The following is a 23,281-nucleotide window of genomic DNA, read 5'->3' as shown; positions in this document are numbered from 1 at the left end:
CACGTCCCTTAGGAGTCATCTCATGGAAGTTATCAGCTTTGTCGCCCTGGCCGCCGGCCTGATCATCGGTCTGGGTGCCGTCGGCGCCTGTATCGGCATCGGCATCATGGGCAGCAAATACCTCGAATCGGCCGCGCGCCAGCCCGAGCTGATGGGCGAGTTGCAGACCAAGATGTTCCTGCTGGCCGGCCTGATCGACGCCGCCTTCATCATCGGCACCGGTATCGCGCTGTGGTTCGCCACCGCCAACCCGTTCCTGAGCCAGATCGCCAACCTGCCCAAGTAAGCCCCGGGCCGTGTTGGGGCGGGGCAGCCGCGCGCTGATGGCGTGGGGCGCCCCGCGAACGAGTTTCCGGCCCAGCGCCGCCGCATGAAGGATCAACCGTGAGCATCACCGGTACCCTAATCATCCAGATCATCGTGTTCCTGCTCCTGGTGGCGTTCACGATGAAATATGTGTGGCCGCCGATCGCCAAGGCGCTGGACGAGCGCGCCCAGAAGGTCGCCGACGGCCTGGCCGCCGCCGACAAGGCCAAGAGCGAACTGTCCGCCGCCAATCAGCGCGTCGAGCAGGAACTGGCCGCCACGCGCAGCGAGAACGCCCAGCGCCTGGCCGACGCCGAGCGCCGCGCCCAGGCCATCATCGAGGAAGCCAAGGCCCGTGCCAGCGAGGAAGGCGCCAAGATCATCGCCGCCGCCCGCGCCGAGGCCGACCAGCAGATGGTGCAGGCCCGCGAGGCGCTGCGCGACGACGTCGCCAAGCTGGCCGTGCGCGGCGCCGAGCAGATTCTGCGCAAGGAGGTCAATCCTGCCGTGCACGCGGACCTGCTCGGCCGCCTGAAGACCGAGCTCTGATCGCCCGAGGACACACGAGATGGCCGAACTTGCCACCATCGCCAGGCCGTACGCAGAGGCTTTGTTCGAGACCTGCCGAGGCGACCTGCCGGCCACCCAGGGCTGGCTCGACGCGATCGCGGCCGCCGCGGACACCCCGCAGCTGCTGCAGTTCGCGGCCAACCCCAAGGTCGGCGCCGCCAACGTCTTCCGGTTGTTGACCTCGGTACTGCCGCAGCCGCTGCCCGAGCGCGGCGCCAACTTCCTGCGCGCCGTCATCGAGAACGACCGGCTGGCGGCGCTGCCCGAGGTGGCCCGGCAGTTCCGCGATCTGGCCAATGCGCAGAACGGGCGCTCGGACGCGCGGATCTACAGCGCCTTTCCGATCGCGCCGGGCGAACTGGCGGACCTGAAGGCGGTGCTGGAAAAGCGCTTCGGGCGTCAACTGGAAACCCAGGTGCAGGTCGATCCCGAGCTGATCGGCGGCGTGCGCGTGGTGGTGGGCGACGAGGTGCTCGACACCTCCGTCAAGGCCCGCCTGCAACAAATGAAATCGGCCCTCACCGCCTGACGCATCGCGTTGGCACGAGAGCCCTCGATATTTACTAGGACTTAAAGGAAAGAGTCATGCAGCTCAATCCCACCGAAATTTCTGAACTGATCAAAAGCCGCATCGAGGGCCTCGGCGTCAGCGCCGACGTGCGCAACCAGGGCACCGTGGTGTCGGTGACCGACGGCATCGTTCGCATCCACGGCCTGTCCGACGCGATGCAGGGCGAAATGCTGGAGTTCCCGCCCACTCCCGGCGGCCAGCCCACCTTCGGCCTGGCGCTGAACCTCGAGCGCGACTCCGTCGGCGCCGTGATTCTGGGCGAGTACGAACACATCTCCGAGGGCGACACCGTCAAGTGCACGGGCCGCATCCTGGAAGTGCCCGTCGGCCCCGAGCTGATCGGCCGCGTGGTCAACGCCCTGGGCCAGCCCATCGACGGCAAGGGTCCGATCAACGCCAAGATGACCGACGTGATCGAGAAGGTCGCCCCCGGCGTGATCGCCCGCCAGTCCGTCAGCCAGCCGGTGCAGACCGGCCTGAAGTCGATCGACTCCATGGTGCCGATCGGCCGCGGCCAGCGCGAGCTGATCATCGGCGACCGCCAGACCGGCAAGACCGCGGTGGCGATCGACGCGATCATCAACCAGAAGGGTCAGAACATGACCTGCGTCTACGTCGCCATCGGCCAGAAGGCGTCGTCGATCAAGAACGTGGTGCGCGCCCTGGAGCAGGCCGGCGCGATGGACTACACCATCGTCGTCGCCGCCTCGGCCTCCGAGTCCGCCGCCATGCAGTACGTGGCCGCCTATTCCGGCTGCACGATGGGCGAGTACTTCCGCGACCGCGGCCAGGATGCCCTGATCATCTACGACGACCTGTCCAAGCAGGCCGTCGCCTACCGCCAGGTCTCGCTGCTGCTGCGCCGCCCGCCGGGCCGCGAAGCCTACCCTGGCGACGTGTTCTATCTGCACAGCCGCCTGCTGGAGCGCGCCGCGCGCGTGAACGCCGACTACGTCGAGGCATTCACCAAGGGCGAGGTCAAGGGCAAGACCGGTTCGCTGACCGCGCTGCCCATCATCGAAACGCAGGCCGGCGACGTGTCCGCCTTCGTGCCGACCAACGTGATCTCGATCACCGACGGCCAGATCTTCCTGGAAACCAACCTGTTCAACGCCGGCATCCGCCCCGCCATCAACGCGGGTATCTCGGTGTCGCGCGTGGGCAGCGCGGCCCAGACCGACCTGATCAAGAAGCTGTCCGGCGGCATCCGTACCGACCTGGCGCAGTACCGTGAGCTGGCCGCCTTCGCGCAGTTCGCCTCCGACCTGGACGAGGCCACGCGCAAGCAGCTCGACCGCGGCGCGCGCGTGACCGAACTGCTGAAACAGGCGCAGTACAGCCCGCTGCCCATCAGCCTGATGGGCGCCTCGCTGTTCGCGGTGAACAAGGGCTACATGGACGATCTGGAGGTCAAGCAGGTGCTGCCCTTCGAGTCCGGCCTGCACGGCTACCTGAAGGACAAGCACGCCGCGCTGCTGCAGCGCATGGAAGGCGGCAAGGCGCTCGACAAGGACAAGGAAGCTGAGGCCGAGCTGACCTCCGCGATCGAAGCCTTCAAGAAGAGCTTTGCCTAAATCCTCCTACTGGAGCTGAACCAATGGCAGTCGGCAAGGAAATTCGCGGCAAGATCAAAACGGTGGAGAACACCAAGAAGATCACCAAGGCCATGGAGATGGTGTCGGTGTCGAAGATGCGCAAGGCGCAGGACCGCATGCGCGCCGCCCGCCCCTACGCCGAGAAGGTGCGCAACATCGCCACCAACCTCGGCCAGGCCAACCCCGAGTACGTGCACCCCTTCATGAAGGCCAACGACGCCAAGCGCGCCGGCTTCATCGTGGTGACCACCGACAAGGGCATGTGCGGCGGCATGAACACCAACGTGCTGCGCGCCGTCACCGGCAAGCTGCGCGAGATGCAGGGCGCCGGCGTCGGCATCGACACGGTGGCCATCGGCAACAAGGGTCTGGGTTTTCTCACCCGCATCGGTGCCAAGGTGGTGTCTCAAGTTACTCAGCTGGGCGACACGCCGCACCTCGACAAGCTGATTGGCCCCGTCAAGACACTGCTTGACCAGTACGCGAAGGGCGAGTTGAGCGCCGTCTATCTGTCGTACACGCGCTTCATCAACACGATGAAGCAAGAGGCGGTGGTCGAGCAGCTGCTGCCTCTGTCGGCGGAGCGCATGCAGGAAGAGACACGCCAGAGCGGCACTCAGCATGGCTGGGATTACATCTACGAGCCCGATGCCCAGACCGTCATCGACGAACTACTGGTGCGCTACGTCGAAGGGTTGGTGTACCAGGCCGTGGCTGAAAACATGGCGTCGGAACATTCCGCGCGCATGGTGGCCATGAAGGCGGCGACGGACAACGCGGGCAATGTGATCAACGAGCTGAAGCTGGTCTACAACAAGACCCGTCAAGCCGCCATCACGAAAGAGTTGTCCGAGATCGTGTCCGGTGCGGCCGCCATCAGCGGCTAACGCCATCACCCAGAACAGAATCAATTTAGTTGGAGCAAGACATGGCTCAAGTTCAAGGAAAAATCGTTCAGTGCATCGGCGCCGTGGTCGACGTCGAGTTCCCGCGCGACCGCATGCCCAAGGTGTACGACGCCCTCAAGATGGAGGGCTCGGCGCTGACGCTGGAAGTGCAGCAGCAGCTCGGCGATGGCGTGGTGCGCACCATCGCGCTGGGCTCCTCCGACGGCCTGCGCCGCGGCATGATGGTGCACAACACCGACCGCCCGATCACCGTACCTGTGGGCCCCGCCACCTTGGGCCGCATCATGGACGTGCTGGGCAACCCCATCGACGAGCGTGGCCCGGTCGATCTGACCCAGACCGCCTCCATCCACCGCAAGGCGCCCACCTACGACGAGCTGAGCCCGTCGCAGGAGCTGCTGGAAACCGGCATCAAGGTGATCGACCTGATCTGCCCCTTCGCCAAGGGCGGCAAGGTGGGCCTGTTCGGCGGCGCCGGCGTGGGCAAGACCGTGAACATGATGGAGTTGATCAACAACATCGCCAAGGCGCACTCGGGCCTGTCGGTGTTTGCCGGCGTGGGCGAGCGCACCCGTGAGGGCAACGACTTCTACCACGAGATGGCCGAATCGGGCGTCGTCAACCTGGAGAAGCTGAGCGAGTCCAAGGTGTCCATGGTGTACGGCCAGATGAACGAGCCCCCGGGCAACCGCCTGCGCGTGGCGCTGACGGGCCTGACCATCGCCGAATCGTTTCGCGACGAGGGCCGCGACGTGCTGTTCTTCGTGGACAACATCTACCGCTACACGCTGGCCGGCACCGAGGTGTCCGCCCTGCTGGGCCGCATGCCTTCCGCCGTGGGCTACCAGCCGACGCTGGCCGAGGAAATGGGTCGCCTGCAAGAGCGCATCACCTCCACCAAGGTGGGCTCGATCACTTCCATCCAGGCCGTGTACGTGCCGGCCGATGACTTGACCGACCCGTCTCCCGCCACCACCTTCGCCCACCTGGACTCCACCGTGGTGCTCTCGCGCGACATTGCCGCGCTGGGCATCTACCCCGCCGTGGACCCGCTGGACTCCACCAGCCGCCAGCTCGACCCGCACGTGGTGGGCGAGGAGCACTACAACGTCGCCCGCGCCGTGCAGGGCACGCTGCAGCGCTACAAGGAGCTGCGCGACATCATCGCCATTCTGGGCATGGACGAACTCAGCCCCGAGGACAAGCTGGCCGTGGCGCGCGCGCGCAAGATCCAGCGTTTCCTGAGCCAGCCGTTCCACGTGGCCGAGGTGTTCACCGGCTCGCCCGGCAAGTACGTGTCGCTGAAGGACACCATCCACGGCTTCAAGATGATCGTGAACGGCGAGTGCGACCACCTGCCGGAGCAGGCGTTCTACATGGTCGGCACCATCGACGAAGCGATGGAGAAGGCCAAGAAGGTCGGCTGATAGAGGCCCGCCCCAAGCAAAGGAGGCCTTGAGCCATGGCAAACACCATTCACGTCGACGTGGTCAGCGCGGAGGAGTCCATCTACTCCGGCGAGGCCACGTTCGTCGCCCTGCCCGGCGAGGCGGGCGAGCTGGGCATCTACCCGCGCCACACGCCACTCATCACCCGCATCAAGCCCGGCTCGGTGCGCGTCGAGACGGCCGGCGGCGGCGAGGAGTTCATCTTCGTGGCCGGCGGCATCCTCGAAGTGCAGCCCACCCGCGTCACCGTGCTGTCCGACACCGCCATCCGCGGCAAGGATCTGGACGAGGAGAAGGCCAACGCCGCCCGGCGCGACGCCGAGGAAGCCCTCAAGAACGCCAAGAGCGAGATCGACATGGCCCGCGCCACGTCCGAGCTGGCCGTGCTGGCGGCCCAGATCGCCGCGCTGCGCAAGTACCGCCAGAAACGCTGACGGCAGCGCGACCGCGCCGCATGCAAAGCCCGCCCTGGCGGGCTTTGTTTTTTGGGGGCGTCGGCGAGAGCACCGGTTTTTGACAATAAATCCGCTATCGGCCGCTGCCCGGGGTTCCTAGAATCGGCCCCATGTTCGCAAGCAGACAACGGGCGGCCGAGAGCGTCCAGGCCAAGGCGGCCGCCCTGCTGATCACGGGAGGCGCGCTGGTCGAACTCAGCGCGGCGGATGCGCGCGAGGTGGTGGGTTACATGCACCCACGCCTGGCCAGCGTGGGCGAGGTGATCATCCGCGAGGGCGAGGCGCGCCACAGCGACTTCATGGCCTTGGTGCTTGACGGCGAGGTCACGGTCGAGAGCACGGTCGCCGCCGCGCACGACAGCATGGTGGTGTCGGTGCTCGGCCCCGGCAGCCTGATCGGCGACATGGGCATCATCGACGGGGGCGCCCGCTCGGCCACCTGCACCGCCGCTACCGATCTGGCGCTGGCCGTGCTCACGCGCGAGGCCATGACGCGCCTGATGGAGGCCCACCCGGCGGTGGCTGCGCGCCTGCTGATGGCCATGTCCAAGCGCATCGCCGACCATCTGCGCGAAACCAACCGCAAGCTGCTGACCTTCGCCCAGGTCGGCAAGGCATTGCAGCAGGAGCTGGACGCCGCCCACGCCATCAATCGGCGGCTGCTGAACGAGATCGCCGAGCTGAAGGCCGGGGCCGTTGCGTCGCGCGGCAAGACTGCGGCTTGACGGCGCCGCTCAGCGCAGCACCGGCTCGTCCGGCAGTTCGTTGACCGGCGCCGCGTTCCCGGCGGCTTGCGGGAAATGCGCCACCAGCGCCGCCGAGACTTCCTCCAGCGCCTGCGTCAGCCCGTCCTCCACCCGGCCGCCGGCAATGGCGCGGCCCAGGTGCAGGGCCATGGCCTGCCAGCCGGCGGGGCCGACCAGCCGGTCGATGCCGCGGTCGGCCACCAGCTCGATCGCGTGCTCGGCCAGCAGGACGTAGATCAGCACGCCGTTGTTGTGCTCGGTGTCCCACACGCGCAGCTTGGAGAACATCATCAGCGCGCGCTCGCGCACGACCTGCGGCATCGGCACGCGGTCGCGCACGTGGCGCCACAGGTAGCTGGCGGGCAGCCCGCCTTCGACGCAGATGCGCACCTCGCCGGTGTGGCGCTGCTCGCTGGCGGCAACGCGGCGGCGCAGCCGCTCGGCCAGCGCGGGCGGGACGGCGCGGCGCGCGTCGGCGGCGTCGAGCCAGCGGTGGCGCAGCAGGCGGGCCAGGGTCTGGAACATTTCAGTCATCCATGGCGCCGCGCGCTGCCCGCAGCGAACGGAACCCCAAGAGCCCAAAGGCCGCGGAGCAAGTCATGCCAGCAACCGCTGCGGAAGGGCTTGGCCCGCCCGCCCGCGGTGCCCCCTGGAGGGGCGGTGCCGCAACATCGCACAGTGAGTGGAGCAACGGGGTTGGCTTCATTTCACCAGCTCCCGCTGGCGCCGCCGCCGCCGAAGTTGCCGCCGCCGCCGGAGCTGAAGCCGCCCCCGCCCCCGCCGCCGAAACCACCGCCGCCGCCCCAGCCACCGCCGGAGGACGGCGGAAACATCGGCCCACCCCAGCCGCCGCCGCGCGAACGCGAGGTGGGCAGCGCCGCCGCCACCCCGCTGATCAGCGCGTAGACCAGGGCGATGAAGCCGGCCGCCACCGCCAGCAGCACGCTGGTGGTGATGACGAAGGCCAGCGCGCCGACGCCGGCGCCGGTGGCCAGCGCGCCCAGCTTGCGGCCGAAGATGCCGCGCGCGATGCCGTTGAGGATGGGCACCGCGACGAAGAACAGGATCGCCAGCTCGAACAGGTCGAACCCGAGTTGGCCGCCGCCGCGCTGCGCGGGCTCGGGGCTCACCGGCGGCAGCGCCTCGCCGCGGATGCGCGCGGCGATCTGGTCCACCGCCGCGTCCAGCCCGCCGGCGAAGTCGCCGCGGCGGAAGAAGGGCATCAGCGCCTCGTCGATGATGCGGTGCGCGGCGATGTCGGGCACCGCGCCCTCCAGCGTCTTGGCCACCTCGATGCGCACGCGCCGGTCTTTCAGCGCCACCAGCAGGATCAGGCCGTCGCCGACGTCGCGGCGGCCGATTTTCCAGGCGTTGCCCACGCGGTTGGCGTAGGCGGCGATGTCCTCGGGCGCGGTGGTGGGCACCATCAGCACCACCACCTGCGCGCCCTTGTCCTGCTCCAGCGCGGCCAGCTTGGCCTCCAGCGCGGCGGTCTGCGCGGCGTCCAGCGTGCCGGTGGCGTCGATCACGCGCGCGGTCAGCGCCGGTACCGGCTGCACGCCCTGGGCGTGCACGCCGAAGGCCGACAGAGCTATTATAAAGATAGCTGCCAGCGCTTGCAGGACGGGCGCTAGAGGCACTTTTTATATGTAATTGCGAATCACCGGGACGCGGCCGGCGCGGGGCCGAAGTCCACCTTGGGCGCGGTGCTGATCGCCGCCTCGTTGGCGACGCTGAAGTTCTCCTTCGGCTTGTAGCCGAACACCATGCCCGTCAGGTTGGTCGGGAAGCTGCGCGCCAGCACGTTGTACTGCTGCACCGCCTCGATGTAGCGGTTGCGCGCCACGGCGATGCGGTTCTCGGTGCCTTCCAGCGCCACGCGCAGCTCGGAGAAGGCTTTGTTGGCCTTCAGGTCGGGGTAGCGCTCCACCGTCACCATCAGGCGGCTCAGCGCGCTGCCGAGCTCGCCCTGCGCGGCCTGGAACTGTTTGAACGCCTCGGGGTTGTTCAGCGTCTCGGGCGTCACCTGGATGCTGGTGGCCTTGGCGCGCGCCTCGATCACCTGCGTGAGCGTGCCTTGCTCGAAGCTGGCCTCGCCCTTGACGGTGTTGACCAGGTTGTCGATCAGGTCGGCGCGCCGCTGGTACTGGTTGACCACTTCGCTCCAGGCCGACTTGGTGGCCTCGTCCAGGCGCTGGAAGTCGTTGTAGCCGCAGCCGGTCAGCGCCAGCGCGGCGGCCAGCAGGGCGGCCATTTTCAGAAGCCATTTCATGGGAAGTCCTCTCTCAGGGATGCGCAACGGATGCGCGAACTTATCATAGGCCCATGCCCCAGTCCGTAGGCCAAGCGCTGATGCGGGCCGCGCGCCCGCCGGCCGCGGCGCCGGCGCGGCCGCGCCTGCTCATTGCCGGGGCCGGCGGCGTGCTGGGGGCCGAGGTGGCGCGCCGGCTGATCGGCAGCGGGCGCTATGCGCAGGCGCAGGTGCTGCTGCGCGAGCCCATGCAGGTGGCGCTGCGCGGCGTCACGCCGCTGACGGTGCCGGCGGCCTTGCAGCACGGCCCGGCGGGCGATGACGCGCCCTGGCCCCAAACCAGCGCCGACGTGGCCGTGGTCATGTTCGAGCCGCCGCGCGCCCTCCACCAGCGCGAGCGTGCCTTCTGGACGCCCGAGCCCGCCCGCCTGCCCACGCTGGCCGCCTGGCTGCGCCGCGCCGGCGTGCGCGACCTGCTGGTGCTGACGCCGCACCAGAGCGGCCGCCTGCCGCAGGCGCTGCAGCGCGGCCTGGCCGATCTGGACGAGGCCGCCGTCGCCGCCCTGGGCTTCCAGCGCCTGCTGCTGCTGCGCGCCGCGCGCGATCCTGCGCGGGCCGCCGGCCTGGCGCCGCTGCCGCGCCTGGCGGCCTGGATGCTGGGCACCCTGCGCCACATGGTGCCCGCCACCGAGCGGCCGCTGCGCGCCGCGCAGCTCGCGCGGGTGGCCGAGGCCGCGCTCGCGCTGGCGCCGCCCGGCGCGCACGTGCTGGGGCCGGCGCTGCTGCACGCCGCCGCGCGGGACCAGCCCGCGCCGGTGCTGCGCGCGCACTTCGGCGGCCTGCCGCGCGCGGCACAATAGGCGCCGCTTCCTCCAGGCCCAGCCGCCATGCCCAAGCCCCGCTACCGCGCCGCCCAGTCCGCCGGCTCCGCCGACGACGTCGAAGCCGCGTTCTACGAAGCGCTGCAAGCTGGCGACATCGACCAGCTCATGGCCTGCTGGGCCGACGAGGACGACATCGTCTGCGTGCACCCCGGCGGCCCGCGGCTGGTGGGCGCGGCGGCCATCCGGCAGGCGTTCGAGGCCATGTTCGCCGCCGGCAGCATCCGCGCCTACCCCGAGCGCCTGCGCCGCCTCGACGCCCTGGGCGCGGCCGTGCACAACGTGCTGGAGCGCATCGAACTGGTCACCGCCGAGGGCACGCAGCGCGCCTGGGTGGTGGCCACCAACGTGTACCTGAAGACGGCGCAGGGCTGGCGCCTGGCCGCGCACCACGCCAGCCCCGGCCGCGCCGAGGTGGCCGAGGTCACGCAGCCCGGGCAATTGCTGCATTGAAAATGGCCCACCCCCAGGCTCCACGCGCTGCGCGCTGTTGCGCCACCCCCCTCGAGGGGGCGCCGCCAGCGGCCGGTGCAAGCCCGTCCGCGGCGGCCGCTGCCCCGGCCTGCTCCGCGGCCTTCGGGCTCTTGGGTGATCCTGCGCTGTGCTGCTGCGGATAACGGGTTCTTGATAAAAAGTGCCTCCAGCGCCCGTCCATAAAGCGCCAGCAGCTATCAAAAACGTAGTTGCCCCGTACCGCGCGCCGGCCTGGCTGCCGGGCGGCCACTTGCAGACCATCTGGCCCGCGCTGCGCAGCCGGTGGGCGGGTGGCCCGCGCATGGCCTACCGGCGCGAGCGCTGGGACACGCCGGACGGCGACTTCATCGACGTCGATTGGCTGGCCGGTGCCGAGTCTGCGGCCGGCGCGCCGCCGGGCGCCGCTGGGCTGCTCCAAGGCGCGAGCGTCCTCCCGGGGGGCCGCGAACCGCGCGCAGCGGGGAGCGTGGGGGCACCTTTGCTCGTGCTGTTCCATGGTCTCGAAGGCGACTCGCGCAGCCACTACGCCGAAGCCTTCGCCGCCTGGGCGCGCGCGCACGGTCTGGGCTTCGCCGTGCCGCACTTCCGTGGCTGCTCGGGCGAGATCAACCGCGCGCCGCGCGCCTACCACTGCGGCGACTTCGAGGAGATCGACTGGATCCTGCGCCGCTTTGCCGAGCGCAGCGCCGGCTCGCCCGTTCTCGTGGTCGGCGTCTCGCTCGGTGGCAACGCGCTGCTGCGCTGGGCCGGCGAGGCGGGCGCGTCGGCGGGGCAGCAGGCCAGCGCCGTCGCCGCCGTCTGCGCGCCGCTGGACATGGCGGCCGGCGGCCGCGCCATCGGGCGCGGCTTCAACCGGCTGGTCTACACCCGCATGTTCCTGCGCACCCTCAAGGCCAAGGCGCGCGCCAAGCTGGCGCAGCACCCGGGCCTGTTCGATGCCGGGCGCCTGGACGCCGTGCGCGACCTGCACGACTTCGACGACCTCTTCACCGCGCCGCTGCACGGCTTCGCCAGCGCCGACGACTACTGGCGCCGCGCCGCGTCCAAGCCGCACCTGGCGCGCATCCGCGTGCCGGCGCTGGCGCTGAACGCGCGCAACGATCCCTTCGTGCCCGCCGCCTCGCTGCCGCGCCCGGGCGAGGCCGGCCCCTGCGTCACGCTGTGGCAGCCCGGGCAGGGCGGCCACGCCGGCTTCGCGCAGGGCGGGCCGCCGGGCGACCTGTCCTGGCTGCCGCGCGTCGTCGGCGGCTGGCTGCTGGCGCAGGCCGGCAGCCCACCATAATCGACGCATGGACGACATCGTCAGGCAGGCCATGGCCAAGTGGCCGAACGTGCCGCACTGCCACGGCTGGCTGGGGCTGGACGCGCGGGGCAACTGGTACCTGCGCGACGCCGCCGCGCAGGCGCTGGGCGCCTTCGCCAGCGGCGTGCCCGGCGCCAAGGGGGCGTTGGTGCGGCTGGAGCGGCTGATCGACTTCATCCACCGCAACTACGAGGCCGACGCCACCGGCCAGTGGTACTTCCAGAACGGCCCGCAGCGCGTCTACGTGGAGCTGGAGGCCGCGCCCTGGATATGGCGCGTGCTGGCCGACGGCGCCGTGTTGTCGCACACCAGCCGGCCGGCCCGGGTGCGCGAGGCGCTGACCGACGAAGCCGGCCGCCTGTACCTGGCCTCCGACCTCGGCCTGGGCCTGGTGCACACGCAGGACGTGGGCGCGGCGGCCGAGGCGCTGGAGCAGGGCCGCTGGGGGCCGCGCGCGGTGCGCGATGTGCGCGCCGATGAGCTGCCGGCGCGCTTCGGGTTCGTGAAGAGTCCGAGCATGCTTCTGAATAGATAGCTGCCGGCGCTTGCCTGGCGGGCGCTGGTGGCCGATTTGGCTCTGAAGAAACAAAAAGGCCGGTTCGTGGAACCGGCCTCTGGCGGAATGCGCGCGCCTCAGTTCGAGGCCGCGCCCTCGGGCGCGCTGGCGGCCGGGGCTGCCGGCTCGGCCAGCTTGCCGCCGCCGGCGTTGGCCATGTAGACCACGGCGCGGCCGATTTCGACGTCGCTGAAGTTGCCGCCGCCCTGCGGCGCCATGGCGCCCTTGCCCTTGAGCGCGGAGTTCAGCAGCGCCTCGTAGCCGTGGCCCAGGCGCGGGCCCCAGTCGCCGGCTTCGCCGAATTTGGGCGCGCCGGAGACGCCGGTGGCGTGGCAGGCCGCGCATTGGGCCTTGTAGACCGCTTCGCCGGATTCGAGCGGGCGGTTGGCGTCGCGGATTTCCACCGTGCCGACCTTCTGCAGGCGCTCGGCGATGGCGCGCTCCATGTCGCTGGAACCCGGCGCCGCCTTGTTGGCGGAAGTGACGTAGTAGACCAGCCCGATGATGATGAACACCGGAATCACGAACGACGCCACGCTGGCCCAGAACAGCTGCTTGGGAGTCCGGATGGGGCCGGTGTGTGCTTCTTCGTGCGTGATGTCGCTCATGGGGTCCTCGGCGCTTTTGTCGTGGGCGGTTGGGCGCTTGCCAGCCGGCGATTATAGGAGGCCGTCAGCGCGCGTCGGCGGCCTGCGGCGCCGGCGGTTCGGTCCAGCCGCCGCCCAGCGCCTTGTACAGCGCCACCTCGTTGGCGCGCTGCGCCAGCCGCGCCTGCGCCAGCGCCTGCTCCACGGCGAACAGCGAGCGCTGCGCGTCCAGCAGGTCGAGGAAGCTGGCGATGCCGTTGCGGTAGCGCAGGTCGGCCAGGCGCAGGCGGTCGCGCTCGGCCGTGGCCTGCGCCTGCAGCGCCGCGAGCTGGTCGGCCAGCGTGGCGCGGCCGGCCAGGGCGTCGGCTACCTCGCGGAAGGCGGACTGCACCGCCTTCTCGTACTGCGCCACGGCGATCTCGCGCCCGGCACGGGCGGCGTCCAGGTTGGCCTGGTTGCGGCCCATGTCGAAGATCGGCAGCGTGATGCCGGGGGCGAACGACCAGCCCTTGCTGCCGCCGGCGCCGAACAGGCCGTCCAGGTCGGCGCTGACGCGGCCCAGGCTGGCGGTGAGCGTGATGCGCGGGAAGAAGCTGGCGCGCGCGGCGCCGATGCTGGCGTTGGCGCCGACCAGCTGCTGCTCGGCGGCGCGGATGTCGGGCCGGCGCAGCAGCAGGTCGGACGGCAGGCCGGCCGGCACCTCGGCGAACGCGGGCAGATCGTCCTCCGGGGCGGCGGTCGCCGACGGCGGCGGCGGAATCAGCGCCTGCGGCAGCGGCTGGCCGACCAGCAGCGTCAGCAGGTTGATGTCCTGCGCGCGCAGCCGCTGCTGCTGCGCGCGCGCGGCCTGCGCGCTGGCGGCGAGCGACTCGGCCTGGCGCATGTCCAGCGCCGACGAGGCGCCGTTCTCGAAGCGCAGGCGCGTCAGGCGCAGCGACTGCTCGCGCGTGGCCAGCGTGCGCTCGGCCAGGGCCAGCAGCGCGGTGTCGGTCGTCAGTTGCAGCCAGGTGCTGGCCACGCTGGCGACCAGGCTGATCTGCGCCGAGCGGCGGGCCTCTTCCGTCGCCAGGTAGCTGGCCAGCGCGGCCTCTTTCAGCGCGGCGACGCGGCCGAAGAAGTCCAGCTCCCAGGCCGACACGCCGATGCCCACGCTGTAGCTGGAGGCCACGCTGGGCCCGCCGAACGCGGCGTAGGGGTTGGGCGCCGAGCGGCTGCCGGTCGCGCTGGCGCCCAGCGTGGGGAACTGGTCGGCGCGGCGGATCTGGTATTGCGCGCGCGCCTGCTCGATGTTCTGCACCGCGATGCGCAGGTCGCGGTTGCTGCCCAGCGCCAGCGCGATCAGCTCGCGCAGTTGCGCGTCGTGCACGAACGCCTGCCAGGGCAGGTCGGCCGCGGCCGTGGCGCCCTGGGGCAGCGCGCCGGCCGTGGCCGGCCAGTCGGCGGCGACCGGGGCGGCCGGGCGCTCGTGCACGGGGATGAAGGAGCAGCCGGACAGCAGCGCGGCGGCGGCCAGCGCGCTCCAGCGGAAGGAGGAAGTCAGGGTCATCGCGGCGTTCCCGGCGGGGTGGAGTCGGAAGGGGGCGGCGGCTCGGCGCCCTCGTGCAGCGCGCGGCGCTCCTCGTCGCTCAGGCCGTGCTCGGCCTCGTTCACGTAGGTGTCGGCCGTGGCGGCGGTGATGCCGGCGTGCTCGGCGTGCAGGTGCGAGCGCTCCTGCTCGCGCTGGCCGGGCTTGAAGACGCGGCGCACCACCACGTAGAAGACCGGCACGAAGAACACCGCCAGCGCGGTGCCCACGATCATGCCGCCCATCACCCCGGTGCCGATGGCGCGCTGGCTGGCCGAGCTGGCGCCGGTGGCGATGGCCAGCGGCAGCACGCCCAGCGTGAACGCCATCGAGGTCATGACGATCGGCCGGAACCGCAGGTGCGCCGCCGCCAGCGCGGCCTCGGACGGGCTCTTGCCCTGGGCTTGCAGATCCTTGGCGAACTCGATGATCAGGATGGCGTTCTTGGCCGACAGGCCGATGATGGTGATCAGCCCGACCTGGAAGTACACGTCGTTCAGCAGCCCGCGCCCGGTCACCGCCAGCAGCACGCCCAGCACGCCCAGCGGCACCACCAGGATCACCGCCAGCGGGATCGACCAGCTCTCGTACAGCGCCGCCAGCGCCAGCACCACCGCCAGGATGGCGAAGGCGTACAGCACCATGGCCTGGTTGCCGGCCAGCTTCTCCTCGCGCGACAGGCCCGTCCACTCGTAGCCGAAGCCGGCGGGCAGCCGGGCGGCCAGCCGCTCCATCTCGGCCATCGCCTCGCCGGTGCTGTAGCCGGCGGCCGGGCCGCCGTCGATGCGCATCGCCGGGTAGCCGTTGTAGCGCACCGTCTGCATGGCGCCGGTGATCCAGCGCGTGCTGGCCACGGCGGCCAGCGGCACCGGCTGGCCCTTGCCGTTGAGCACGGTGAGCGCCAGCACCTCGTCCGGCGTCATGCGCGCCGGCGCGTCGGCCTGCACCACCACGCGCTGCATGCGTCCGGCGTTGGGGAAGTCGTTGATGTACGACGAGCCCAGCGAGGTGGACAGCACGCTGTTGACGGCGCTGAAGCTCACGCCCTGCGCGGCGGCCTTGTCGCGGTCGATGTCGATCTGCAGCTGCGGCGCGTCCTCCAGGCCGTTGGGGCGCACGCCGGCCAGCAGCTTGCTCTGCGCGGCCATGCCCAGCATCTGGTTGCGCGCGGCGACCAGCGCCTCGTGCCCGTTGCCGCCGCGGTCCTGCAGGCGGAAGCTGAAGCCCGCGCTCACGCCCAGCTCGGGAATGGCCGGCGGATTGAGCGGGAAGATGAACGCGTCCTTGATGGCCGACAGCGCCCCCATGGCGCGGCCGGCGATGGCGTCGGCCGAATGCCGGGCGCCCGCGCGCTCGTCCCAGGGCTTGAGCGTGACGAAGCCGATGCCCGCGTTCTGGCCCTGGCCGGAGAACGAGAAGCCCAGTACCGCCACCATGCTCTGCACCTCGGGCTGCTTCAGCATGTAGTTCTCCACCTGCTCGGCCACGGCCTGCGTGCGCTCGGTGGTGGCGCCCGGCGGCAGCTGGATGTTGACCAGCAGGTTGCCCTGGTCCTCCTGCGGCAGGAAGGCCGTGGGCAGGCGCAGGTACAGCCAGCCCACCACGGCAGCCAGCACCAGGTAGACCAGCATCAGCCGGCCGCCGCGCCGCAGCAGCCTGGCGACGAAGCCCTCGTAGCCCTTGGCCGTGCGCGAGAAGCCGCGGTTGAACCCGCCGAAGAAGCCGCCCTTGGCGTGGTGGTGGCCGGCCTCCACGGGTTTCAGCAGCGTGCCGCACAGCGCCGGCGTGAGCGACAGCGCCATGAAGGCCGAGAAGGCGATCGACACCACCATCACCGCCGAGAACTGGCGGTAGATGTTGCCCACCGAGCCGGCGAAGAAGGCCAGCGGCACGAACACCGCGATCAGCACCACCGTCACGCCGACGATGGCGCCGGAGATCTGGCTCATGGCCTTGCGCGTGGCCTGCAGCGGCGGCAGGCCCTCCTCGCTCATGATGCGCTCGACGTTCTCCACCACCACGATGGCGTCGTCCACCACGATGCCGATCACCAGCACCATGCCGAACATCGTCAGCACGTTGATCGACATGCCGAACGCCAGCAGCGCGCCGAAGGTGCCCAGCAGCGCCACCGGCACCACGATGGTCGGGATCACCGTGTAGCGCCAGTTCTGCAGGAACAGGAACATCACCAGGAACACCAGCGCCACCGCCTCCAGCAGCGTCTCCACCACCTTCTGGATGGAGATCTTCACGAAGGCCGAGGCGTCGTAGGGCACCGTCCAGCTCACGCCGGATGGGAAGTAGGCCTGCAGCTCGGTCATGCGCGCGCGCACCGCCTTGGCCGCCGCCAGCGCGTTGCCGGTGGAGGAGAGCTGGATGCCCATGCCGGCGGCGGGCTGGCCGTTCAGGCGCGCCGAGGTGGCGTAGGTCTGCGCGCCCAGCTCGATGCGCGCCACGTCCTTCAGGCGCACGGCGCTGCCGTCGGTGTTGGCGCGCAGCACGATGTCGCCGAACTGCTCGGGCGTGCCGAGCTGGCCCGGCACCACCACGGTGGCCGTCATGGTCTGGCCGGCGGCCAGCGGCAGGTCGCCGATCGAGCCGGCCGACACCTGGGCGTTCTGCGCCGCGATGGCGCTGTTCACGTCCGCCGGCGCGAGCTTGTAGCTTTGCAGCCTGGCCGGGTCCACCCAGATGCGCATGGCGCGCTCGGCGCCGAACAGCTGCACCTGCCCGATGCCGGGCAGGCGTTGCAGCTCGGGCTGCACGTTGCGCGCGGCGTAGTCGGAGACGGCGTTGACGTCCACGTCGGGGTTGGACGAGGACATCATCACGAACATCAGGAAGTTCGAGCGCGACTTGTCCACCCGCACGCCCTGCTGGTTGACCACGGCGGGCAGGCGCGGCGAGGCGCGCGAGAGGCGGTTCTGCACGTCCACCTGGGCCAGGTCGGAATCGGTGCCGGGCTCGAAGCTGATGGTGATGCTGCCGGTGCCGTTGGCCTGCGCCACCGACTCCATGTAGGCCATGCCGGGCGAGCCGTTCATCTCGCGCTCGATGACCGACAGCACCGATTCCTCCAGCGCCTGCGCCGAGGCGCCGGGGTAGGCCACGTTCAGCACGATGGTCGGCGGCGCCACCGACGGGTACTGGGCGATGGGCAGCTGGGTGATCGAGGTCACCCCGATCACCATCAGGAACAGCGCGATGACCCACGCGAAGATGGGCCGGTCGATGAAGAAGCGTGCCATGCCGGGCCGTCCCCTCAGTTCGACGCCGCGCTGGCGGGTGCGGCGGCGGGCGTGACGGATGCTCCTGATTCAGGAGCTGACGGCGCTTGTCCCGCCTGCGCTGGAGCCTGTTTTGGCTGCCAGGGCACGGGCTTGACCACCTTGGCGCCCAGCATCAGCTTCATGGCGCCTTCCACCATCACCTGCTCGCCGGGCTTCAGGCCGCCGGTGACGATCCAGCTCTGCCCCTGCGTGCCTTCGACCTTGACCTGGCGCGGCGCCACCGCGCCGTCGGCCGCCACCACCATCACCGAGTCGCCGTGGCTGCCGCGCGTCACCGCCTGCTGCGGCAGCAGGATGGCGCCTTGCACCTGCGCCTGCTCCACGCGCACCTGCACGAACATGCCCGGCAGCAGCGCGCCGCCGGGGTTGGGCAGCTCGGCGCGCAGGCTCACCTCGCCGGTGGCCGGGTCCACGCTGAGGTCGGTGAACAGCAGCTTGGCGGCCTGCGTGTGCGGCTGGCCGTTCTCCATCAGCACCTGCACCTTGGCGGCATCGGTGCCGGCGCGCGCCAACTGGCCCGCCTGCAGCGCCTGGCGCAGCCGCAGCACCTCGGCGGCCGACTGCGTGATGTTGATGTACAGCGGGTCGATCTGCTGGATGGTCGCCAGCTGCGTGCCCTCGGTGGCGCTGACCAGCGCGCCCTCGGTCACCAGCGAGCGGCCGATGCGGCCCGAGATCGGCGCCGTCACCGTGGCATAGCCCAGGCTGATGCCGGCCGTGCGCACGGCGGCCTGCGCCGCCGCCACCTGCGCCTGCGCCGCTTTCTCGGCGGCCACGGCGGCGTCGTACTCCTGCTGGCTGACGGCGTTGGCCGCCACCAGCGGCTTGTAGCGCGCCGCCACGCCGCTGGCGTTGGCCAGCGTGGCCTGCGCCTGCGCCAGTTGCGCCCGCGCGCTCTGCTCGGCGGCCTGGTAGGGCGCCGCGTCGATCTGGTAGAGCGCCTGGCCGGCGCGCACGTCGCTGCCCTCGCTGAACACGCGCTTGGTCAGGATGCCGGTGGCGCGCGCGCGCACCTGGGCCACGCGCGAGGCTTCCAGCCGGCCGGGCAGTTCCGTCGTCAGCGGCACCACGCCCGGCTGCACGGTGACCACCGCCACCTCGGGCGGCGGCGGGGCGCCCGCGCCGGCCCCGGCATCGGCCTTCTTGTCGCCGCAGGCCGACAGCGCGGCGGCGGCCAGCACGCTGGCGGCAACCGCGCGCGCGCGGCGGGCGGGCGACACGGAACGGAGGTCGGTGAAAACGGGCATGGTGTGGTTCCAGAACGATTGCAGGCGCCGCGGAAAGCAAGAATTCCCGGGCGTGAAACGGAGCAAGGCCAAAGCCTGCGGGCGGGGCGTGTCGGCGGCGCAAGAGCCTCCCGCTCTCCCGGCGAGGCCGCGTCCGGCAGGCACCCATTAGACGGCAAACCGCCATTTCCAGCAGGGCAAGCGGCGCATTTTATATACATACATGAATGTATGCAATAGAATCCGGTCTTTCCTTTCAATGGCCATTCATTCCCCGGTTTCATACGCCATGGCGCGCCGCACCAAGGAAGACGCCCAAGCCACCCGCGCCGCCGTGCTCGACGCGGCCGAGCGCGTGTTCCTGCAGCGCGGGGTGGCGCGCACCTCGCTGGCCGAGATCGCGCAGGCGGCCGGCGTCACGCGCGGGGCGATCTACTGGCACTTCAAGGACAAGGCCGACCTGTTCAGCGCCATGATGGAGCGCGTCACGCTGCCGCTGGAGGCCGAGATCGCCAAGGCGGTGGAGGCCGACGGCGACCCCGTGGCGCAGTTGCGCGCGCATCTGCGGGCGGCCATCGGCCGCATCGTCCACGACGGGCAGACGCGCCGCGTCGTCGAGATCGCCATGCTGATGGTGGAGCATGTCGACGACCTGGGCGCGCTGCGCACGCGGCGGGCGCAGGCCGTCCAGGCCTCGGTGCTGCGGTTCGAGCGGGTGCTGGACAAGGCCGCGCGCCAGCGCGGCGCGGCGCTGCCGGCACCGGCCGCCACGCTGGCGCGCGGGCTGGACGCGCTGATTTTCGGCCTGATCAACCACTGGCTGCTGGAGCGCGGCTTCGCGCTGGAGGCCGAGGCGCCCGAGGCCGTGGACGCCTACCTGCGCGGCATCGGCCTGCCGCCCGTGTGATCGGGGATAATGCCGGGCTTCATCCCGCGCGGCTGTAGCTCAGTGGATAGAGTATCGGCCTCCGAAGCCGAGGGTCGTGGGTTCGATCCCCGCCAGCCGCGCCAAGAATTCGTTCGCAGAAGTCCGCCAACCTCCGCCAGCCCGCATGCAGCCCTGCATTGCGGGCTTTTTGTTGTCCGTGTAAGTCCGTGGCAGCGCGCTGGCATCCGCGTGATTTGTTGGTATCCAGCAGAATCGAACAAATGAAATGCCAACAGAAGGGGTGACCGGTGGCGCTGATCCTGGACAACGTGAGCGCGGCGAAGCGGGTGGCCCGCGAAAGCAGCACGGTCATCATCACCGAGTACGGTGAGCCCGCTCTCGCGCTTCAGCCGATTGCCGAGTACCGTCGACTTACCCAGACCGACAAGAATCCGGTCGGGTTGCTGCGCATGGCGGCGGCTGAAGACTTCGACATCGAGGCGATCCGCGTTGATACCCTGGGGCTCACCGCATGACGACGCCACGGGCACAGAAGCCAAGCGGTTTGCACAAGGTAGCCGCCGCCAGCCAGGCCTGCGATTCGAAAGAGGCATGTTTCATTGCGGACGACGGCTCGCATGCTTCGAGGTGGCCCTTGCCGGACAAGTTCACACTCGCCCACCTTCGAGATCTTGTCGATTGGCAACCTGGTGAGTTGCTTGAGCAAGCTCTTATGCGTCAGAAGCGCTGACCGTGGCTATCTTCGGGCGCAGCCATCCTCCTGATGCGCGGCCCGAATACGTCGTCCTGGGGGTTCAGGATGCGTTCGATGGTCTCCCGGTCATTGACGCGGAGATCTTCCTGTAGGTCGCCAATGGCGGCCATCCGAGCCTTGCAGTATGCAATCAGCGCTTTGGAGGGGTGCGGCTTCTCCCGCTCGCGCTGGATCGTCATGATGAAGGGCTGGAGGCTCTGGCCCAAGATTTCCAGGGCCACTTCGTAGTCGATGCTGCCGCTGTTGATGCCGAGATCACGCATGGCGATGTCCTTTCATGCCTTGTTTGAACACGTTTCGTCGGGAGATATCCGCGCGGGTTGATAACAGCCCCGGGATAGGCTCGAGGTGTATCACGTGGCGGGCGACGATGGCGGCGCCATCGGCCGGCCCAGTGGCCGCTGTCGGCAGATCACGGTCGTTGCGAGTGTCGGCCTGGTGAGCCGTGCTCCACGCTTGGCAATCGCGTGGTCGATGGACAGGTCAGTCAAGCCGACACCTGCGGCCATCGGCAGCGATCGACCGGTGCGCGCCACTATGCAAGCCATGCGCTGGCTGCCAGCACGACGGCGGCGGCAAGGAATGCGGGCAAGGATATGCGGCGACGCTTCTCTATTGATAGCTGCCAGCGCTTTCCTGGCGGGCGCTGGAGGCCAAAAAGGCTTGTAGTCCCGTGTGGTGCCCTACAGTGCGCTGCGCCGCGCGAAGCGCACCACGGTGACGCCCTTGCGCGCCTGCCGCACCGAGGGCATGACCAGCACGCAGTCGTCGTAGGGCGTGGTCACCGCCTCGCCCTGGCCGGGGCCGTCGTGGTGGCCGATGACGGTGCCGGCCTGGGGGAACATCTCCAGCCCGGTGAAGGGCCCGGTGAAGGCGAAGCGCTCGCTGCGCGCCACCGCCGCGCCTTCGACGGCCAGTGCCCACTGGCACGGCGCGTCGGGCAGGCGCCAGCCAGGCAGGGCGGCGTCGAGCGCGCCGGCGTCGAGCGCGCCGGCCTGCTCCAGGAAGCGCAGGCACATGTCCTGCGCCACGGCGCGGCTGGCCGGGTCGCCGTGGAAGCCGCATTCCAGCAGCAGCGAGCGCGTGTCGCCCGCCGCTTCGTCGGGCAGGCCGAAGCGGCCGAAGTCGCGCATGCGCACGCCGTCCTTGTGGCCGGCGTCGACGACGACGTGCTCGGGCGTGCGCAGCGCGCGCGCCAGTTGCAGGTTGCGCGGCTGCACGCCGGTCAGCAGCAGCGGGGTGCAGGGCTCGTGCATGGAGTGCAGGTCCAGCAGCCAGTCGGCGCGCAGGGCGAAGGGGCGCAGCGCGGCGGCGCGGCGGCGCTCCAGGGTGGTGGGGTTGTTCAGGCGCTCGTCGCTCCACTGGCGGTTCATGTCCTCTTCGACGAAGCGGGCGGCGTCGTGGCGGGCGGGGGTGAAGCGGTCGAAGGCGGCGAGGTTGCAGAACATCAGCGTCAGCGCGCCGCGCGCGGGGCGCAGGCCGGCTTCGAGCAGGCCTTTCAGGGCCCAGGCGCCGCACAGCTCGTTGCCGTGGATCAGTGCGCTGATCAGCACCTCGCGGCCGGGCCGGCCGGTGTCGAAGCGCCACACGCCCTCGACGCCGGTGTTGCCGGCGCGCCAGGCGGCGATGTCGGGCCGGGGCAGCTCGAATTCCAGCGGGGCGGGCGTGCTCATTGCTCGATCTTCGCGAACTGCACGATCTTCTGGTACTTGGCGGCTTCCGCCTGCATGAACTTGCCCAGGTCCACGCCGCCGCTGGCGGGCGCCACGACGGAGCCGGACTCTTCCATCTTCTTGCGGAACTCGGGCGACTTCAGCGCCTCGCCCAGCGCCGTCTTGAGCCGGGCGACGACGGGCTCGGGCAGCTTGGCCGGGCCGAGCAGCGCGAACCAGCTGCCGATGTCCATGCCCTTGAGCCTCGGGTCCTCGGCCAGCGCGGGAATGTCGGGCGTGATCGGCGAGCGCCTGGCCTCGGTGGTGCCCAGGGCCACCACCTTGCCGGCCCTGATGTGCGGCAGGCCGCTGGAGAGCACGAACACGCCGTAGTCCAGGTTGCCGCCGATCAGGTCGGTGGTCAGCGGCGCCACGCCGCGGTAGGGGATGTGGGTCATGAACAGGCCGGCGCGCTCCTTGATCGTCTCGCCGGACAGGTGCAGCGCGGTGCCGACGCCGGAGCTGCCGTAGCTGTATTTGCCAGGCGCGGCCTTGACCTTGGCGATGAACTGGTCGATGTTCTTCACGCCCGAGGAGGTGGAGGCCACCAGCACCATGGGCTGCGTGGCGACCAGGCCGATGGGGGTGAAGTCCTGCAGGTTGTACTTCACGGACTTGTTGATCAGCCGGGCGATGGCGACCTCGTTGTTGGCGCCGACGAACAGCGTGTAGCCGTCCGGTGCGGCGTTGACGGCCTTCTGCGCGCCGATGGCGCCGCCGGCGCCGCCCACGTTGTCGATCACCACCGGCACGCCGAGCTGCCTGGAGAGGGCCTCGCCCAGCGTGCGGCCGGTCAGGTCGGTGCTGCCGCCGGGCGGGTAGCCGACGATGAGGGTGATGGGCTTGCTCGGGTAGGCGGCCTGGGCGCCGGCCTGGGGCGCGGCCAGCAGGGCGGCGGCAGAGAACGCCAGCAGGGCGAGGGCGGTGGGGCGCGGCATCGTGGTGGGCTCCTGGAGGATGGGCGGGAATGCGGGGAGATGTTACGCAATTTCGGTGCCGGCGCTTGCCGGATGAGCGCTGGAGGCTCTCAAAACAATAGCTTACGCGGCCCCGATCCTTGCCGGCGCGCGCGGCATCTTCGCGCCCTTGTGTCTCGTTCGGGATGCGGCGGCAAATCTAGAGGCGCTGGCCCTGCCGCCGCCACGTGCCGCCACGTGCCGACACCATGCCTGAAACGCCGGCGCCGCCATGA

General features: G+C 70.4%; 24 protein-coding genes and 1 tRNA gene. 15 read left to right on the top strand and 10 right to left on the bottom strand.

Going from position 1 to position 23,281, the window contains the following annotated elements; all coding sequences use genetic code 11:
* Positions 1 to 22 precede the first annotated feature (22 nt).
* From atpE to QM772_RS08405, 8 genes are all read left to right on the top strand, one after another.
* Positions 23 to 286, top strand: a complete 264-nt coding sequence (gene atpE / locus QM772_RS08440) for a F0F1 ATP synthase subunit C (RefSeq protein ID WP_019657641.1) — start codon at positions 23 to 25, stop codon at positions 284 to 286.
* A 98-nt stretch (positions 287 to 384) separates the two neighbouring features.
* Positions 385 to 855 (top strand): F0F1 ATP synthase subunit B, encoded by a 471-nt coding sequence (locus QM772_RS08435; protein WP_415135434.1) that lies wholly within the window; start codon positions 385 to 387, stop codon positions 853 to 855.
* A gap of 19 nt (positions 856 to 874) precedes the next feature.
* Complete coding sequence (locus QM772_RS08430; protein ID WP_415135432.1) at positions 875 to 1,405, top strand: F0F1 ATP synthase subunit delta; 531 nt, start codon at positions 875 to 877, stop codon at positions 1,403 to 1,405.
* A gap of 56 nt (positions 1,406 to 1,461) precedes the next feature.
* Positions 1,462 to 3,021, top strand: coding sequence for a F0F1 ATP synthase subunit alpha (gene atpA / locus QM772_RS08425; RefSeq protein ID WP_415135430.1), 1,560 nt, complete (start codon positions 1,462 to 1,464; stop codon positions 3,019 to 3,021).
* A gap of 23 nt (positions 3,022 to 3,044) precedes the next feature.
* Positions 3,045 to 3,929: a F0F1 ATP synthase subunit gamma gene (atpG, locus tag QM772_RS08420; RefSeq protein ID WP_415135428.1), complete on the top strand. Its 885-nt coding sequence runs from the start codon at positions 3,045 to 3,047 to the stop codon at positions 3,927 to 3,929.
* Positions 3,930 to 3,970: 41 nt separating this feature from the next.
* A complete protein-coding gene (gene atpD / locus QM772_RS08415) occupies positions 3,971 to 5,377 on the top strand; it encodes a F0F1 ATP synthase subunit beta (protein WP_415135426.1) in 1,407 nt (468 codons plus the stop codon).
* Positions 5,378 to 5,412: 35 nt separating this feature from the next.
* Positions 5,413 to 5,832 carry a F0F1 ATP synthase subunit epsilon gene (locus tag QM772_RS08410; protein ID WP_415135423.1) on the top strand — a complete coding sequence of 140 codons (420 nt, stop codon included), beginning with the start codon at positions 5,413 to 5,415 and terminating at the stop codon, positions 5,830 to 5,832.
* Positions 5,833 to 5,963: 131 nt separating this feature from the next.
* Complete coding sequence (locus tag QM772_RS08405) at positions 5,964 to 6,578, top strand: Crp/Fnr family transcriptional regulator (RefSeq protein WP_415135421.1); 615 nt, start codon at positions 5,964 to 5,966, stop codon at positions 6,576 to 6,578.
* A 9-nt stretch (positions 6,579 to 6,587) separates the two neighbouring features.
* Here QM772_RS08405 and QM772_RS08400 read toward each other — a convergent pair whose 3' ends face one another.
* The 3 genes from QM772_RS08400 to QM772_RS08390 all read right to left on the bottom strand — a co-directional run bounded on the left by QM772_RS08400 (position 6,588) and on the right by QM772_RS08390 (position 8,871).
* Positions 6,588 to 7,124: a TPM domain-containing protein gene (locus tag QM772_RS08400; protein WP_415135419.1), complete on the bottom strand. Its 537-nt coding sequence runs from the start codon at positions 7,122 to 7,124 to the stop codon at positions 6,588 to 6,590.
* Between the two features lie 182 nt (positions 7,125 to 7,306).
* A complete protein-coding gene (locus QM772_RS08395; RefSeq protein WP_415135417.1) occupies positions 7,307 to 8,239 on the bottom strand; it encodes a TPM domain-containing protein in 933 nt (310 codons plus the stop codon).
* Positions 8,240 to 8,259: 20 nt separating this feature from the next.
* The gene (locus QM772_RS08390; protein ID WP_415135415.1) at positions 8,260 to 8,871 is read right to left on the bottom strand and encodes a LemA family protein; all 612 of its coding nucleotides are present in this window, start codon (positions 8,869 to 8,871) and stop codon (positions 8,260 to 8,262) included.
* Between the two features lie 53 nt (positions 8,872 to 8,924).
* Here QM772_RS08390 and QM772_RS08385 point away from each other — a divergent pair, with 53 nt between their 5' ends.
* The 4 genes from QM772_RS08385 (at position 8,925) to QM772_RS08370 (ending at position 12,043) form a co-directional block, all read left to right on the top strand.
* Complete coding sequence (locus tag QM772_RS08385; RefSeq protein ID WP_415135413.1) at positions 8,925 to 9,710, top strand: hypothetical protein; 786 nt, start codon at positions 8,925 to 8,927, stop codon at positions 9,708 to 9,710.
* 27 nt (positions 9,711 to 9,737) lie between these two features.
* A complete protein-coding gene (locus tag QM772_RS08380) occupies positions 9,738 to 10,184 on the top strand; it encodes a YybH family protein (RefSeq protein WP_415135411.1) in 447 nt (148 codons plus the stop codon).
* Positions 10,185 to 10,455: 271 nt separating this feature from the next.
* Positions 10,456 to 11,487: a YheT family hydrolase gene (locus QM772_RS08375; protein WP_415135409.1), complete on the top strand. Its 1,032-nt coding sequence runs from the start codon at positions 10,456 to 10,458 to the stop codon at positions 11,485 to 11,487.
* Positions 11,488 to 11,494: 7 nt separating this feature from the next.
* The gene (locus QM772_RS08370; RefSeq protein ID WP_415135407.1) at positions 11,495 to 12,043 is read left to right on the top strand and encodes a DUF2946 family protein; all 549 of its coding nucleotides are present in this window, start codon (positions 11,495 to 11,497) and stop codon (positions 12,041 to 12,043) included.
* 98 nt (positions 12,044 to 12,141) lie between these two features.
* Here the strand turns inward: QM772_RS08370 and QM772_RS08365 are convergent, their stop codons facing one another.
* The 4 genes from QM772_RS08365 to QM772_RS08350 form a co-directional block, all read right to left on the bottom strand.
* Positions 12,142 to 12,672 (bottom strand): c-type cytochrome, encoded by a 531-nt coding sequence (locus QM772_RS08365; protein WP_415135405.1) that lies wholly within the window; start codon positions 12,670 to 12,672, stop codon positions 12,142 to 12,144.
* Positions 12,673 to 12,736: 64 nt separating this feature from the next.
* The gene (locus QM772_RS08360) at positions 12,737 to 14,197 is read right to left on the bottom strand and encodes an efflux transporter outer membrane subunit (protein WP_415135403.1); all 1,461 of its coding nucleotides are present in this window, start codon (positions 14,195 to 14,197) and stop codon (positions 12,737 to 12,739) included.
* Entirely contained in the window at positions 14,194 to 17,466 is a 3,273-nt protein-coding gene (locus QM772_RS08355) for an efflux RND transporter permease subunit (protein ID WP_415135401.1), read from the bottom strand. The genes QM772_RS08360 and QM772_RS08355 overlap by 4 nt, the downstream gene beginning before the upstream one ends.
* A 14-nt stretch (positions 17,467 to 17,480) precedes the next feature.
* Complete coding sequence (locus QM772_RS08350) at positions 17,481 to 18,755, bottom strand: efflux RND transporter periplasmic adaptor subunit (protein WP_415135399.1); 1,275 nt, start codon at positions 18,753 to 18,755, stop codon at positions 17,481 to 17,483.
* A gap of 268 nt (positions 18,756 to 19,023) precedes the next feature.
* Here QM772_RS08350 and QM772_RS08345 point away from each other — a divergent pair, with 268 nt between their 5' ends.
* From QM772_RS08345 to QM772_RS08335, 3 genes are all read left to right on the top strand, one after another.
* The gene (locus QM772_RS08345) at positions 19,024 to 19,641 is read left to right on the top strand and encodes a TetR family transcriptional regulator (RefSeq protein WP_415135397.1); all 618 of its coding nucleotides are present in this window, start codon (positions 19,024 to 19,026) and stop codon (positions 19,639 to 19,641) included.
* Positions 19,642 to 19,669: 28 nt separating this feature from the next.
* Positions 19,670 to 19,745, top strand: a tRNA-Arg gene (locus tag QM772_RS08340).
* A gap of 165 nt (positions 19,746 to 19,910) precedes the next feature.
* Positions 19,911 to 20,138, top strand: coding sequence for a type II toxin-antitoxin system prevent-host-death family antitoxin (locus QM772_RS08335; protein ID WP_415135395.1), 228 nt, complete (start codon positions 19,911 to 19,913; stop codon positions 20,136 to 20,138).
* Between the two features lie 202 nt (positions 20,139 to 20,340).
* On the opposite strand, the gene QM772_RS08330 is transcribed toward QM772_RS08335, so the two are convergent.
* The 3 genes from QM772_RS08330 to QM772_RS08320 form a co-directional block, all read right to left on the bottom strand.
* Positions 20,341 to 20,640: an antitoxin gene (locus tag QM772_RS08330; protein ID WP_415135393.1), complete on the bottom strand. Its 300-nt coding sequence runs from the start codon at positions 20,638 to 20,640 to the stop codon at positions 20,341 to 20,343.
* A 420-nt stretch (positions 20,641 to 21,060) separates the two neighbouring features.
* Entirely contained in the window at positions 21,061 to 22,050 is a 990-nt protein-coding gene (locus tag QM772_RS08325) for a succinylglutamate desuccinylase/aspartoacylase family protein (RefSeq protein WP_415135391.1), read from the bottom strand.
* Positions 22,047 to 23,027 (bottom strand): Bug family tripartite tricarboxylate transporter substrate binding protein, encoded by a 981-nt coding sequence (locus QM772_RS08320; RefSeq protein WP_415135389.1) that lies wholly within the window; start codon positions 23,025 to 23,027, stop codon positions 22,047 to 22,049. The genes QM772_RS08325 and QM772_RS08320 overlap by 4 nt, the downstream gene beginning before the upstream one ends.
* Positions 23,028 to 23,281: the final 254 nt, after the last annotated feature.

Source organism: Ottowia sp. (assembly GCF_047601385.1).
In the GTDB taxonomy this organism is placed as follows: domain Bacteria; phylum Pseudomonadota; class Gammaproteobacteria; order Burkholderiales; family Burkholderiaceae_C; genus Ottowia.
The sequence above is the reverse complement of the archived record's forward strand: the minus strand, read 5'-3'. Positions and strand labels throughout refer to the sequence as shown.

What these genes read in the sequence shown, in the direction of transcription:
- QM772_RS08345 (WP_415135397.1), top strand. Translation starts at nt 19,024, where the DNA reads ATGGCGCGCCGCACCAAGGAAGACGCCCAAGCCACCCGCGCCGCCGTG.
- QM772_RS08370 (WP_415135407.1), top strand. Translation starts at nt 11,495, where the DNA reads ATGGACGACATCGTCAGGCAGGCCATGGCCAAGTGGCCGAACGTGCCG.
- atpD (WP_415135426.1), top strand. Translation starts at nt 3,971, where the DNA reads ATGGCTCAAGTTCAAGGAAAAATCGTTCAGTGCATCGGCGCCGTGGTC.
- QM772_RS08350 (WP_415135399.1), bottom strand. Translation starts at nt 18,755, where the DNA reads ATGCCCGTTTTCACCGACCTCCGTTCCGTGTCGCCCGCCCGCCGCGCG.
- QM772_RS08410 (WP_415135423.1), top strand. Translation starts at nt 5,413, where the DNA reads ATGGCAAACACCATTCACGTCGACGTGGTCAGCGCGGAGGAGTCCATC.
- QM772_RS08325 (WP_415135391.1), bottom strand. Translation starts at nt 22,050, where the DNA reads ATGAGCACGCCCGCCCCGCTGGAATTCGAGCTGCCCCGGCCCGACATC.
- QM772_RS08380 (WP_415135411.1), top strand. Translation starts at nt 9,738, where the DNA reads ATGCCCAAGCCCCGCTACCGCGCCGCCCAGTCCGCCGGCTCCGCCGAC.
- QM772_RS08320 (WP_415135389.1), bottom strand. Translation starts at nt 23,027, where the DNA reads ATGCCGCGCCCCACCGCCCTCGCCCTGCTGGCGTTCTCTGCCGCCGCC.
- QM772_RS08385 (WP_415135413.1), top strand. Translation starts at nt 8,925, where the DNA reads ATGCCCCAGTCCGTAGGCCAAGCGCTGATGCGGGCCGCGCGCCCGCCG.
- QM772_RS08365 (WP_415135405.1), bottom strand. Translation starts at nt 12,672, where the DNA reads ATGAGCGACATCACGCACGAAGAAGCACACACCGGCCCCATCCGGACT.
- QM772_RS08405 (WP_415135421.1), top strand. Translation starts at nt 5,964, where the DNA reads ATGTTCGCAAGCAGACAACGGGCGGCCGAGAGCGTCCAGGCCAAGGCG.
- QM772_RS08355 (WP_415135401.1), bottom strand. Translation starts at nt 17,466, where the DNA reads ATGGCACGCTTCTTCATCGACCGGCCCATCTTCGCGTGGGTCATCGCG.
- QM772_RS08330 (WP_415135393.1), bottom strand. Translation starts at nt 20,640, where the DNA reads ATGCGTGATCTCGGCATCAACAGCGGCAGCATCGACTACGAAGTGGCC.
- QM772_RS08430 (WP_415135432.1), top strand. Translation starts at nt 875, where the DNA reads ATGGCCGAACTTGCCACCATCGCCAGGCCGTACGCAGAGGCTTTGTTC.
- atpG (WP_415135428.1), top strand. Translation starts at nt 3,045, where the DNA reads ATGGCAGTCGGCAAGGAAATTCGCGGCAAGATCAAAACGGTGGAGAAC.
- QM772_RS08390 (WP_415135415.1), bottom strand. Translation starts at nt 8,871, where the DNA reads ATGAAATGGCTTCTGAAAATGGCCGCCCTGCTGGCCGCCGCGCTGGCG.
- QM772_RS08400 (WP_415135419.1), bottom strand. Translation starts at nt 7,124, where the DNA reads ATGTTCCAGACCCTGGCCCGCCTGCTGCGCCACCGCTGGCTCGACGCC.
- QM772_RS08360 (WP_415135403.1), bottom strand. Translation starts at nt 14,197, where the DNA reads ATGACCCTGACTTCCTCCTTCCGCTGGAGCGCGCTGGCCGCCGCCGCG.
- atpA (WP_415135430.1), top strand. Translation starts at nt 1,462, where the DNA reads ATGCAGCTCAATCCCACCGAAATTTCTGAACTGATCAAAAGCCGCATC.
- atpE (WP_019657641.1), top strand. Translation starts at nt 23, where the DNA reads ATGGAAGTTATCAGCTTTGTCGCCCTGGCCGCCGGCCTGATCATCGGT.